This window comes from Virgibacillus sp. M23 (assembly GCF_034190895.1).
Classification (GTDB): Bacteria; Bacillota; Bacilli; order Bacillales; family Amphibacillaceae; genus Virgibacillus; species Virgibacillus salarius.
The window spans coordinates 109675-122292 of the sequence record NZ_JAWDHA010000003.1 but is presented as its reverse complement, the minus strand read 5'-3'; the positions used below and the strand labels follow the sequence as shown (position 1 = coordinate 122292).

The following is a 12618-nucleotide window of genomic DNA, read 5'->3' as shown; positions in this document are numbered from 1 at the left end:
TTAGGAAAGATAGCATTTTCTCTATTATGTCGTCTTTTACAATTTTAATAATGTTTTTTTGGCTGCCCTAATTTTAGAATTAGAAATAAATAGGTTACCAGTATTGATAACCCATTTATATTAGTATATATCGCAAGCATATATTTTTTGTTTCCCATTTCTTCTAAACAACATCCAGAACTTAAAAACTATTATTCTATGGTTAATTACATCTTCTCCGTAGATAACCATAATCTACGAATCCTTATGCATAAAATCTTCTTCCATAATCCTTCTATTCTATAGGATAATAACTATACATTACTCCAATCACAATCTTCCTTAAACTCGAAAAGTCTGTACGAAGCATATTTCATTATCAATCACTTGCTTCTTTTCTTCAAAGTTGATATTTAGCTTCTGATAAGCCTTTCTCCAAAATGAAACAGCAGGTTTATTCTTAGCTAATTCAGCTACAACGTATTTCCCTCTTTTCTGCTTAAACAGCTCCTTTAATAGCAAAATTGTAATTCCTTTACCTCTAAACTTCCTTAACATAAAAATATCATTAATACTATAATCATATTCTTTCTTTAAAAAAGGCCTTTCTAATAGGAGTAAGAACCCAACAATTTTTTCGCTGTCTTTAAGGAAATATGGTGCTAAGCCATCCGTCTCCCAGATCAAATCAAAAGAATCATATGCAAATGAACCATTTTCCGATATGTCTAAATCATTTGTAAAGCTAGAAAGATCATGTAAATAGAGAGAATATAAATTATAAAGAATTTGCTTTTCTTCTTGAGGTGTTAGCGATAATGACACCAATGTTTTTGCTCCTCTCTTAAGTAATTGTGTTTCTTAGTATTTTCTCACAAAATCATGTTTTTCCTTCTTAAATGTATATTCATACAACCACTCCCCCCTTGAAATTCCGAGAGCCTGTTTTTCATTTTACTAAAGCAATCTCTTTATCTCCTACATATACTGATGAAACGAATGATCATAAGTTATAAAGGAGAATTAGACTAGTGGATTATACACACTCTCGATTTTTTCGTATTACTGATCCTTCCTCTCGCGAATTTATCTTCCCACTGCCAAATACTTGGGAAACTAGATTTTATGAATATGAATGGGTAAAACAGTTTGCTCATGAAAAAGATACGGTACTAGATGCAGCATGTGGGATTGCCCATCCATTAAAATTCTATTTGGCAAACGTATGTCGATCCGTCTATGCATGCGATATAGACCAGCGCATTTTATCAAAAGAAGCCATCCTGCATGATGCAGTGTCAACTTATCCGCGGAACGTGGAACAACAGGAGATAGATGCTTTTCTTCAAAATATAGACATCCAATGCTGTTCATTGACCCAGCTTCCCTATGAGGATAAACTTTTTGATAAGGTCTTCTGCATCTCCGTATTAGAGCACCTAAGCCAAGAAGATAGTATTAAATCCTTTTTAGAACTTAAACGCGTATTAAAGGACGACGGTCAAATGATCTTTACCTTCGATTATCCGACGATCTCCATCGAGACACTTACTAAAATTATCGATATCACCGGGCTAACATTTTATGATCACTATACTTTATCTAAACCTGACGATGCGATTGTTTCTAGAATTTGGCAGGAGTTAAATTGCTTTAGAGCCGTATTAAAGAAAGTGTAGCTGTTTCAAATTAGGTTCTCATCATGAACACATGCCATTATTGATTGTTCGTGAATAATGATCTGCTGCCAACTCGATAAAATCGATTCGCGGCAGATCAAAGACTTATGCACTAATAAAATATCACCCTATTTTCTCCCTCCTTCCGGATGATTATGTTTAAATTGCTTAGGGGTCATCCCATGTTTTTTAAAAACCTTAACAAAATAACTTTGGTCTGTAAAATTTAGCCAATTGGCTATGTCAGAAACGGCGTAATTAGTTAATATAATTAGTTTTTTCGCTTCGTCGATTCGCTGCTTCTGGATATACGCACGAATCGACATCCCTACTTCCTTTTTAAACATTGACGATAGGTAATTTGAACTTAAATGACAAAGCCTAGACAAATTCACTAGCGAGATATCATTATAAAGATTGTTATAAATATAGTGCAGACAAGCTGTTATTGGTGCAGAATGTTTTTGTTTATGTAATTGGTGTACGCGTTTCGTATAATCGTATATAGCTTCTTTCACTAAGTTCAATATTTCTTGCAAGCTTCTTAATTCTTCAAGCTGTTGGATATAGAAGTCACTTAAAGTAAAAGCTGCTTCCTCATTTAGTCCTCCCTTTATGGCAGCCCTGCAAACAAGTGCGATTGCTGTTATCATTAAATTTTTCTCACTTTGTAATCGGTGACGTCAGCTAGCTTGTCAATGCGACCATTAGTTATATGTTCCAATAATACGCGCTCGTAGTAAAGTTAGAATGAAAAATAAAATCCCTTCTACCTTTCGAAAGCTCAAGATCTGCATTTTCTATTTGCATATCTTTTGGTTCCAATATGCTATTTTGTTGTTTAACCAATGTTTTTTCTAATCGCTTTTGATAAATCATATAATAAACTTCTTTGCTAATCACTAATAATTGCTCCCTCGATATAACAGCAACAGTTCTGTAATAATCAATCAGGTTTCTTTTATTTTCGTACCCTTTAAAAAGATCCATTATCTGTGTTATTTGTTTTTCGGACATTTCTGTTTCTATGGTAGGACCAACAATAATTTTTCCCAAAGAAACATTCTCCTGATGAACCTTGATCATAAAAAAATGTAAGAAGGAATTGGAAAAAAACAGAGGGGAATCCGCTAGGTTACCTGAACCGCAGAAAATACTTAATTGTTCTTTTATTGGACGATAAAATGGATTTTTTTGTAGTTCTGCTTTCGTAAATTCGTATTCAAGATCCCCGTTTGCATTGACATAATACACTGGTATTTGGTGGGCTTCCGAGATAAGCTGACACGTATATTTCACATGCTCTTTTAAAGATTTCATAATTACTTCCTCATTTCATACGTAAGCGCTTATATTTTTAGTCTTTATAAGAGAAAAATACTATTTTTCTTACGTAAATACAATCTTTGATGATATACATCGTCTAAAATAATAGTTGAAGATCTATTAAAGAGGGAAATAAGGATGGAATTAGCACACAAAGTTGCTGTAATTACTGGTGCTGGCAGTGGTATTGGTAGAGCAAGTAGTCTAAAGCTAGCTAATCACGGTGCAAAGGTTGTACTAGTTGACTTTAACCAAGAAACAGGGAATGAAACCTTAAAACTTGTACAAGAACAGGGTGGAGAAGGTATTTTCGTCCAAGCAGATGTTTCCAAAAACGAAGATGTACAGAATTATGTTAATCAGGCTATGGAAGTATACGGACGTATTGATATATTTTTTAATAATGCAGGGATTATCCAAAAGTTTGCTCCTTTTACAAAGGTAGAAGAAGCAGAGTATGATCGCATTATGTCGGTTAATGTAAAAGGTGTATTTCTCGGATTACAATATGTATTAAAGGTAATGGAAAAACAGGGAAGTGGCTCGATCATTAATACTGCTTCTACAGCTGGTGTTCGTCCAGAGCACAGTGTGGCTGTTTATTCTGCTAGCAAGCATGCCGTCATTGGTCTAACGATAGGTGCTGCATTAGAATATGCTAATAAAGGAATTCGAAAAAGATGGTTACGTTCCTGAGGAAATATCAAATATGAGAATGGGGCGTTATGCTGAACCAAATGAGCTTGCCGAAATGGTTACCTTCTTAGCATCTGATAAAGCAAGCTATATGACTGGCTCCATTGTTGTTGTCGATGGTGGATTAACATTATAAGCCTATCTTTAAGGCCTACGACTCTCTCCTTTACGCAAACAGCTTGTACACTAAATCGCTAAAGGAGAGTGTTTTTTTATGGTAAATAGACACTAAAAATTTCTTAAATAAACAACTTGCAGCAACTATAACTATTTAAACAGATCCATGTAGTCTACTTCTATATGTTTTTTGTTTAAGTATAACTCCAGTAAAGAACAACCCTACCAGTAGCAATATGAACTTAATACTAATTAATGGAATAATAAAAATAATGCTATAGGAAAGAGATAGCCACAAGAACAAAATGCTTACTATTTTCACTTTTAATGGTATACCTTTACCTGAACGATAATTTTGGATATAAGGTCCAAAAAGCCTGTTCGCCAATAGCCAATGATACAATTTCAGTGAACCTTTAGCGTAGCATGCTGCAGATAGTAAAAGGAATGGGGTTGTTGGAAGAATTGGAACAACAATGCCTAACACCCCTAATCCGAGTGAAAAAGTTCCACATATATTAAGCAATAATTTTGTCATGTTTACACCAACTTATAATTATTCGTAGATATGAACTAGTTATCCTAGTAACTTAACATTCAACATCCATCAGAGGGGGAGCCTCTACCAATGGCTAGTTAAACTAATCGAGCTCTTATGGGCAATTAATCCCTCCACATTCAGGTAGTTAACGATGCGATTTCTTTTAAACTGTTAAGTCAGCTTAAAAGATGAAGGGAATAAAATCCTTTTCTGAAAGTAACCTACCATAAAATTCTTAAGGAGGCTCACGTCCGCTTAACTCATGCCTCATTTTTTACTTTTACACTCATTATTCTTGTTTTATTCGGACCATTAGTAACATGAAAAAGGAGATGATAACTATCGAGATCACCCATAGCCATGCCAATTCGATATTCCCTGAATCAAGCGCTATATAAATTGCCATAGGAATGGTCTGTGTTACTCCTGGAATATTACCAGCAAACATTAACGTCGCGCCAAATTCGCCTAAGGCACGCGCAAAGCTTAATATACTCCCTAATACCAGAGAGCGGAAAGCCAACGGAATGGAAATCAGAAAGAAAATCTTCCATTCATTTGCTCCGTCTACCCTTGCTGCTTCCTCAATACTAAGATCGATCCCTTGAAAGCCCGTTTTGGCAGACTGATACACAAGTGGGAAGGCAACAACTGCAGAAGCTATAACAGCAGCCCACCATGTAAATATAAGGGGTTGCTTAAACAGCCATTCAGTAGCCTGTCCAACTATGCTATTCTTTCCAAATAGGATGATTAGCAAAAATCCGACGACCGTGGAAGGTAGAACCATTGGAAGCATAATGATGGTTTCTAATAATGCTTTTCCTTTAAACGTCTTTCTGGCCAAAAATCGTCCTACTATTGTTCCGATTAAAATAACTACAACACCAGATATGGCCGTCACCTTTATAGACAACCATATTGGACTCAAAAATTTTTGCATAACTACCTCATTTTGTAGTAAATCCATATTCCTCAAATACCTTCAATGCCTTGTTGGTTTGTAAATAATTATAAAAATCTTTTGCTGCTTTGTTATCTTTTGAAGTCTTGATGATTCCAATTGGATAAGTAATAGGGGAATGTGTCTCTGAATTGGCTTTTGAGACAATATTCACTTTATTAGAAACGATAGCATCTGTTTTATATACCATTCCAGCATCAACATTACCCGTTTCAACATAAGACAATACTTGCCGAACGTCTTTTGCATAAACTATTTTTGATTCTATATCTTTCCATATATTCATCTCTTTTAAAGATTCCTTGGCATAATTCCCAGCTGGCACGGATTCAGGTATACCAATGGAAATTTTACCTACTTCTTTCTTTACAAGATCTTGAAAGCTTGTAATAGTAGACCTTTTAATTTTGGGAACAACCAATACAAGTTCATTCCCAAGAAGATCAACGCCATCTTCTTTTGCAATTTTTCCTTCATCGATTAATCGATCAAATTTATCTACTGCTGCTGAGAAAAAAATATCCACCGGTGCTCCTTGAGAGATCTGACGTTGCAGAGAACCAGACCCTCCAAAATTAATTTTTAAATCCACCTCTGGATGCGCTTCTTGATAGGTATGTTGAATAACTTCCATTCCATCCCTCAAACTTGCTGCTGCTGAGACAGTTAACTCAACATTTCCCTTCTTATCTGAAGATGGACCTGTACTCTGTTTATTGGAACACGCCGTAATAATCATAAGAATAAGAATAAGCGTAATGCCTAACGTAATCCTTTTCATGCTTCCACCTCTATTCTATAGATAATAATCTATAATCTTTCATACTACTTAGCAATGACTTTCATCACATTATTTAAAAATCACTCATAATAAAGTGAAACTTCAATCAGTAGGGGGCTTAAGACTTTGATCATTTTTACCTGTTGCTTCTATAATCACATCAATATATAGTGACTTCAATCACAAACAAACGCTATATATTGTGTTAGGATGATAGAAGATTAACAAGATACATAAGTCTAAAGGAGAGGTTTATGCATGTTCCAAAATACGATTGATATTATCGACAAATTTACATTGCAACAAGAAAACAAGCAAACAGATTATCTTAGGCACGAAAACAGTAATTATGTTTATTCCTTACCACTTTTAAGGCATAATTTAACCAATCATGCGGAGGAAGAATTTCTTTTTAATCATATTCTCCCATTAAAAATAAAAGAGTTATATGATGAGGGAATTGTCTATGTACACGATAAACAGCTTGCACCATATTGTGTATCCATTAGCTGTAAGGATATTGCTACAAAAGGTATACCATCGCTGGCTAAAAATATGATCTCATCCAAACCAACTAAGCGGATGTCAACTTTATTACGACATTTTAGTAATGTTGTTACACTAGTATCACAGCAAGTCTCAGGTGCAGTTATGTTAGCACAACTATCAACCATTGCAGCTTCTTATTTGTTTGATGAGGAGCGCCGTAGTATTACGTATACAGATGAAGAACTCGTAGGGCTATTTCAAAGTCTTATCTGGGAACTAAATATGCCACTTAGATCTGGGGCACAAAGTAGTTTTTCTAATATTACATTAGAGTTTGGGAAACCTTCTGAAGAAATAAAAGAACAATATATCATTATCGGTGGTGAAGGACGAAATATCCAGTATAAGGATATACCAGCAACTTACTTTGATCGTATCAACCAAGCAATTATTAATGTAATGAAAAATGGAACAGGTAGTGATGGAATTCCTTTTACTTTCCCATTATTGACAGTCCAAATTGATGATCATTTTGATTACCAAAACCCATTATTTATCGAACTACTGGATAAAATGTATCATTGGGGTGGTGTATATTTTGAGAACTTTAAAACAAAGCCATTTAAGGATCCATATTACAAAGCATTAAATCCACTCATTCAAGCAAAGGATCCAGAAGTGAGTAGGAGTCTCTGTTGTAGGCTGCAAATCAACTTAGAGACACTATCGAAAGCCGGTGGTGGTGTTTTCGGATCATCAACAGGCTCCACAGGTGCTGTACAGGTGCTCAATTTAAACATGAACAGGGTGCTTTTGGAATTCGGACATGATATGAATCTCGTCAAAGTGAAGATACGTGAGTATATGGAAGTTATGCAGGAAGCCCACATGGAAAAGAGAAAGTGGATTGAACAAAACAAAGAATTATATCCGACTTTTTTCGCCTTTAATAAAAACTTGAAAAACTATTTTAATGTATTCGCCCTTACTGGTATGAATGAAGGTCTCATTAATTTAGGCTATAAGGATGGAATTAAAGATAAAAATGGTAAAATGATTGCTCACGAAATTATGCAATACATGACAGAGATTGTAAATGAATTTATTGTGAGAGATAACGTGGCATGTGGAATTGAGTATGCCCCTGCCGAAAATGCTGCCATTAAACTTGCACGCCATGACCTTAAATGGGCAAAAGCAAATAATCGTGAAATCTATGTACAAGGTGAAGGAGATAATCCTTACTTGACTAGTGGCTGTATGACTCCATTTTCTGAAGATGATTTCGCAGAACAATTAGAAAACAGTGCTGAATTCCAAGGCTATGCTACATCCGGCAGTGTATTACATCATTTTCTTGAAGTAAAAGTAAAACCAGAAGCCTTAGCCAAATACATGGATAAAATTTTTGAAAAACCGATTAATTATATTACATTGACACCAACGATTACGTCTTGTATGAGTTGCGGTCAGAAAATCATTGCTGAAGATGCTAAGAACATTCATCGTTGTCCCGTCTGTGAATCAAAAGACATTGCAACTTTCAGCAGAGTTATTGGTTATTTGAAAATGATCTCCAGAAACAACGTCCATGTAGATGATAAGGGATATTATGAAGGGAGATATAACTTCTGGTCAAAAGCGAGAAGATACGATTGGGCGATGAGAAAACGATTAAAAGAAGCTGCGTTGAAGGAGGCTGTCCACCGTTAATTAGCGGTGATAACATCACAATGAAATTATACAATAACTTTATTCGCACATTTACTGACTTGCCTAATCATACCACATTATTGATTCATTCATTGTCAGGCTGTCCCCTTCATTGTTTGGACTGTCATAATTATGAGGAAATCATCGCTAACACACCAAAAGAATATAAGACCACAAATGATTTATATGACTATTTGAAGAAAAGTGGCTTTTTATTCGATGCTATAATGTTCAGTGGAGGCGAATTTCTGATTAACCCATTAGATGAAGTGCGTGACCTATTGCAACAAGTGAGAGCACTTTTTGGTGGAAGAATAATTGTAACAACTAGCGGAATTTATTACCAAAAGGTTCGTGCATTATACGCGGAAAACCTTGTTGATGGCATCCATATCGATATGAAGCTGCCATATCATGTATTAGATATAGAAGAAGATGCACAAATATATAAAGATGTTATGGGAATCACACCAAGCAAAAAACTTGTTGATCAATTAATCGCAAGTGTTGACGCAGTAATTGAACATAACTCAATCTTAGACCAAGTTCGAACAGTGCAATATCCATTGCTAGATGAGGCATTTTTTACAGAGATAAAGCATTTTGTAGAGGAAAGAAAAGCATCTCATAGAAGCATTGTGCCTTATTTCCTAAATGAATTTGTTTACCCACGGAGCTAATACGAAACACATGGATCGGATACATAACTAAAATAGATAGCAAAAGCGGAACGATAAAATAGTAAAAAGAGCGCTTATCTTTTTCTATGTGCGATGTATCCGAATCACACCTTACAGGAAAAGGGCGAGGAAGATCCAGGAAAGCGTCTTTGCTTCCGAAAAATCTGAAGCCGGACGCAGCTCAACATGCGCCTATTTATCCACATCGGCAAATTTTTTAATTTCCTAGACTACCAAAAACCGAGAACGACAAAAGATATGTCATTCTCGGTTTTTGTGTCGTTTATATTCGCTTAAACAAGATATTATTCTCCAAATGAACATGCTGGAATGTATCATCTTCCAATTCAGCTAATCTAGCATAGGTAATTTGATACGTACCGCATGCATTCACAGGAGGTTGATATCCATCGGTAATGGCCCGCATTTCCTTCAAGTCTTCTCCAACAACGTCATGCTCTTTTTCTAATTTATGAATTGTCTCATAAATTTGCTGTAACAGCTTTTCATTCGGGTTTAATTCGTATTCCTTCAATAAAGGAAAAAGTTCATTCTCTTCTTTTAAAGTATGCTCCTCCATTTCTACTTTGAAATGATTGTATAATCGATGCAATTCTATTAAATGTGGTTGATCTGCTCCATGTCGACGAAAAACCTTTGTAACAAATTCCCCTAATGCAGGGAGTTCCTCTAACAAATAGGCATGATGTGTATGAACGATGTGATCTACTAGTTCTGATATAGAGAACGTACCCCAATCGACAGTAGAATCATTTGCCTGCCATCCTTGATAATTGGTATTTAATTCCTTTAAAATCGCATCTCCATCAAGATTGTTTTGAGCAAATGCTTCCTTAAGAGGGCGATCTCCGTTACAGCAAAAGTCAATCTGATGCTCCTTAAACAAGTCACTGGCCTTCGGGAACATCTTTACAATATGAGCTGGTGTGTGATCTTTCGTAAATGTATTCATTATGATTACCTCCAATACCTGACTTATCTCCAATGTAAGCTATTTCCTTTCTAGAGTCAGTGATAGAAATCACTTTTACAAAAAAGCAAAATTATCACTTATTAACTATGATGATCTCTATATTTCGACTGATTGAATTCTGTCAGATCATTAAACATGCCTACATAATATTTAACATCACCAACATTATTCTTAACGGCACTTATATTGAGCCACTCCTTGTATATTTCTCCATTTTTTCGTTTGTTCCAAATTTCTCCTTCCCAGAATCCCTTTTGATGGATATGGACCCACATTTTCTTATAAAAGGCAGCATCCTGTTTTCCAGAATGTAGTATACTTGGTTTTTTGCCAATTACATTTTCTTTTGTAAAACCGGTAACACGAGTAAAAGCAGGATTCACGTTTTGGATAACACCATCCTTATTGGTTATAATAATTGCTTCTGCAGTACTTTCAATAATTTTCCGTTCAATATTCATCTGATCTTGGTAATATAAAAACAGGACGATCACTAAACATATGAATGCAAATTGAGATAAAGCCATAAAACCGATAGAATAATGGTCTGTTATTGTATAAACAGCTGTTAGTATGATTGGCGGAAAAAAGCCACCTAATCCCCCCATTGCAGAGACGATGCCATTTACAATACCTGCTTGTTTAGAGAAGTATAAAGGAACAAGTTTAAAGACGGTTCCATTCCCAATACCCACGCTCATAGCAACAGCAATAGACCCTATGGTGTACCAGCCAATTCCTGGGGAAAAGGACAATAAAATCCCCGAAAATGCGATACCGATAAAGGTAATCATTAACATAATATACGCATTGAATTTGTCTGCCAGCCAGCCGCCTAAAGGGCGAAAGAGCGTGGCTAACACAATGAATCCAGCCGTCCTCAAACCCGCATCTACTGTATCTAAGTGATAATTATTCACTAAAAAGTTTGGAAGAAATACCGTAAAAGCGACAAAGGCACCGAATGTTACAAAATAAAACAGACTTAAAAACCAAAGTGTAGCATTACGATACACACCCTTTATTTGCTCAGACATCGAATTTTTGACCTTTGTTTCCTGTTTATCACCAAACAAAAAATTCAATCCAATAAAAAGGATTATTAAAAGGATATATAATCGAATAGTGCTTTGCCAGCCCAGAGACTGAGCGATAACAGGCGCTGCAAAAGTTGTAATGGCCGTACCTGCATTCCCAACCGCATAAATACCATTAATAAAACCATGTTTTTCTTTTGGATAATACTTAGGTAGCGATGTGACCCCAATAGAAAATGTAGCACCACTAACCCCGAGAAGTAATCCACCTATTAATAAATCTGTAAAGGAGCTTGCAATACTCAAATAATAGACAGGGAATAGTAGGATGATAAAGCTAACTATGAATACCCATCGGGCGCCAAATCGATTGGCATAAAATCCAATAGGAATACGTAATATAGACCCAAGAATCACAGGAATTGCAGTTACTAGTGAAGCCTGACCTGATGTTAAAACAATATCTTCCCGAATACTAGGCATTAAAGATGAGATTAAAACCCAGATCATAAATCCAACAATTAGGCTAGATGTTTGCATCGATAACTGTATACCAGGCTTTTTCATAGGAATAATTTCCCCTTTCTCCAAGTTGATCTCGACATCTTTACGATATCGATTTACTTGATGATTGGCTGTGAAAAACATCACATATTTATCCTGTAGTAATTCACAGAGAAAGCAGTGACATACCATAAGTATAGAGTGATGTTTTTCACAACTTCGCATAATGCGCTATGATTAACTTAAATTACAGATACAAAAAGCACTTTATTATTGGTTTCACTCTTAGTACCTAAAGTGGAGACTTACTGCCAGTTATATGCGGGATAAAAGAGACAACGAAGCGTGGCAAAACTATATTTCAATGGGGTTACTTTAGGAATTGAAAAGGGAATCGTATGACACATAGATTAAACAAACACTCCACGGAAGAAAAGTTCATGAATATAACAAAAGAAAAAATAAGAAAAACTGAGCAAAATTCGCTCAGTCCTTATCACTACATGCTCAGATTTACGCTTCCTCTAGTAGCTATTATGGAATCACTCCGGCTGCCCACTTCCCTTTCCGTGGGGTTTGTCCTTCAGCTAACTTTTTTAGCAAAACCCGCTCAAAAAAGTGGATCTTCAGGTCAAACATTTCCCACAGGAGTTGAAGTAGCCGGCCTTCGCTATTATCAGGCTCTACAACGCTAGCATGAAGTAACACAGCTGTTTTTATACTCACGGATAACGATTTTTTGTAAAAAAAGTCAACCTATTACTTATGACAAGAATTGTTGCACATTCTCATAGCGGAGACTAATTACGTAGACTCCTGCGGGATTAGCGCGAGCCGAAAATCCACTTTGTAACGTGTTCTTCTTTGCAAAGTTAGTTGAGGCCGTGCCCGCGGAAAGCGAAGTAATTAGTCGGAGCATTGCCAATATACACAAACATTTCAAAATAACTACTTGGCTTAACGCAGTCATTGCACTGATTTTATACTTTCTTAACTTAGTACAAAAACAATTCAATTAGGCTATCAATTTAGTAAGGGGGTAAATTCCTTTTGCTTTTCATGAAATATGAACTCTAACGCATTGTCTTTTTTAAAGATGGCAGGAGCCTCATTCATGG

General features: G+C 35.8%; 12 protein-coding genes and 1 pseudogene. 4 read left to right on the top strand and 9 right to left on the bottom strand.

Features of this window, described 5'->3' with window-relative positions:
• Positions 1-321: 321 nt before the first annotated feature.
• Positions 322-807, bottom strand: coding sequence for a GNAT family N-acetyltransferase (locus tag RVS70_RS02185; RefSeq protein ID WP_321132467.1), 486 nt, complete (start codon positions 805-807; stop codon positions 322-324).
• 203 nt (positions 808-1010) lie between these two features.
• Between RVS70_RS02185 and RVS70_RS02180 the strand changes: the two genes are divergently transcribed.
• Complete coding sequence (locus tag RVS70_RS02180) at positions 1011-1658, top strand: class I SAM-dependent methyltransferase (protein ID WP_121604113.1); 648 nt, start codon at positions 1011-1013, stop codon at positions 1656-1658.
• A 128-nt stretch (positions 1659-1786) separates the two neighbouring features.
• Here RVS70_RS02180 and RVS70_RS02175 read toward each other — a convergent pair whose 3' ends face one another.
• Both RVS70_RS02175 and RVS70_RS02170 read right to left on the bottom strand, forming a co-directional pair.
• Positions 1787-2311 carry an AraC family transcriptional regulator gene (locus RVS70_RS02175; RefSeq protein WP_321132466.1) on the bottom strand — a complete coding sequence of 175 codons (525 nt, stop codon included), beginning with the start codon at positions 2309-2311 and terminating at the stop codon, positions 1787-1789.
• A gap of 58 nt (positions 2312-2369) precedes the next feature.
• The gene (locus RVS70_RS02170) at positions 2370-2978 is read right to left on the bottom strand and encodes a hypothetical protein (protein ID WP_240455802.1); all 609 of its coding nucleotides are present in this window, start codon (positions 2976-2978) and stop codon (positions 2370-2372) included.
• Between the two features lie 144 nt (positions 2979-3122).
• On the opposite strand from RVS70_RS02170, the pseudogene RVS70_RS02165 reads away from it, so the two are divergent.
• A pseudogene (locus RVS70_RS02165) lies at positions 3123-3816 on the top strand (SDR family NAD(P)-dependent oxidoreductase).
• A 135-nt stretch (positions 3817-3951) separates the two neighbouring features.
• Here RVS70_RS02165 and RVS70_RS02160 read toward each other — a convergent pair.
• From RVS70_RS02160 to modA, 3 genes are all read right to left on the bottom strand, one after another.
• Entirely contained in the window at positions 3952-4335 is a 384-nt protein-coding gene (locus RVS70_RS02160) for a YbaN family protein (protein ID WP_205389267.1), read from the bottom strand.
• A gap of 292 nt (positions 4336-4627) precedes the next feature.
• Positions 4628-5308 (bottom strand): molybdate ABC transporter permease subunit, encoded by a 681-nt coding sequence (gene modB / locus RVS70_RS02155; RefSeq protein WP_321132465.1) that lies wholly within the window; start codon positions 5306-5308, stop codon positions 4628-4630.
• Complete coding sequence (gene modA / locus RVS70_RS02150) at positions 5289-6083, bottom strand: molybdate ABC transporter substrate-binding protein (RefSeq protein ID WP_166529987.1); 795 nt, start codon at positions 6081-6083, stop codon at positions 5289-5291. Before modA ends, modB begins: the two co-directional genes overlap by 20 nt.
• A gap of 258 nt (positions 6084-6341) precedes the next feature.
• Between modA and nrdD the strand changes: the two genes are divergently transcribed.
• Positions 6342-8285, top strand: a complete 1944-nt coding sequence (nrdD, locus tag RVS70_RS02145; RefSeq protein WP_321132464.1) for an anaerobic ribonucleoside-triphosphate reductase — start codon at positions 6342-6344, stop codon at positions 8283-8285.
• A gap of 20 nt (positions 8286-8305) precedes the next feature.
• Entirely contained in the window at positions 8306-8965 is a 660-nt protein-coding gene (locus RVS70_RS02140) for a 4Fe-4S cluster-binding domain-containing protein (protein WP_166529986.1), read from the top strand.
• 283 nt (positions 8966-9248) lie between these two features.
• Here the strand turns inward: RVS70_RS02140 and ric are convergent, their stop codons facing one another.
• The 3 genes from ric to RVS70_RS02125 form a co-directional block, all read right to left on the bottom strand.
• Positions 9249-9938, bottom strand: coding sequence for an iron-sulfur cluster repair di-iron protein (gene ric, locus RVS70_RS02135; RefSeq protein WP_121604118.1), 690 nt, complete (start codon positions 9936-9938; stop codon positions 9249-9251).
• 101 nt (positions 9939-10039) lie between these two features.
• Positions 10040-11563, bottom strand: a complete 1524-nt coding sequence (locus RVS70_RS02130; RefSeq protein ID WP_121605809.1) for a NarK/NasA family nitrate transporter — start codon at positions 11561-11563, stop codon at positions 10040-10042.
• Positions 11564-12034: 471 nt separating this feature from the next.
• Positions 12035-12226 carry a hypothetical protein gene (locus RVS70_RS02125; protein WP_121604119.1) on the bottom strand — a complete coding sequence of 64 codons (192 nt, stop codon included), beginning with the start codon at positions 12224-12226 and terminating at the stop codon, positions 12035-12037.
• Positions 12227-12618: the final 392 nt, after the last annotated feature.

Bases quoted from the DNA above. Each gene is read 5' to 3' on its own strand.
- ric (WP_121604118.1), bottom strand. From the start codon at position 9,938: ATGAATACATTTACGAAAGATCACACACCAGCTCATATTGTAAAGATG.
- RVS70_RS02130 (WP_121605809.1), bottom strand. From the start codon at position 11,563: ATGAAAAAGCCTGGTATACAGTTATCGATGCAAACATCTAGCCTAATT.
- modA (WP_166529987.1), bottom strand. From the start codon at position 6,083: ATGAAAAGGATTACGTTAGGCATTACGCTTATTCTTATTCTTATGATT.
- RVS70_RS02160 (WP_205389267.1), bottom strand. From the start codon at position 4,335: ATGACAAAATTATTGCTTAATATATGTGGAACTTTTTCACTCGGATTA.
- RVS70_RS02170 (WP_240455802.1), bottom strand. From the start codon at position 2,978: ATGAAATCTTTAAAAGAGCATGTGAAATATACGTGTCAGCTTATCTCG.
- modB (WP_321132465.1), bottom strand. From the start codon at position 5,308: ATGGATTTACTACAAAATGAGGTAGTTATGCAAAAATTTTTGAGTCCA.
- RVS70_RS02175 (WP_321132466.1), bottom strand. From the start codon at position 2,311: ATGATAACAGCAATCGCACTTGTTTGCAGGGCTGCCATAAAGGGAGGA.
- nrdD (WP_321132464.1), top strand. From the start codon at position 6,342: ATGTTCCAAAATACGATTGATATTATCGACAAATTTACATTGCAACAA.
- RVS70_RS02140 (WP_166529986.1), top strand. From the start codon at position 8,306: ATGAAATTATACAATAACTTTATTCGCACATTTACTGACTTGCCTAAT.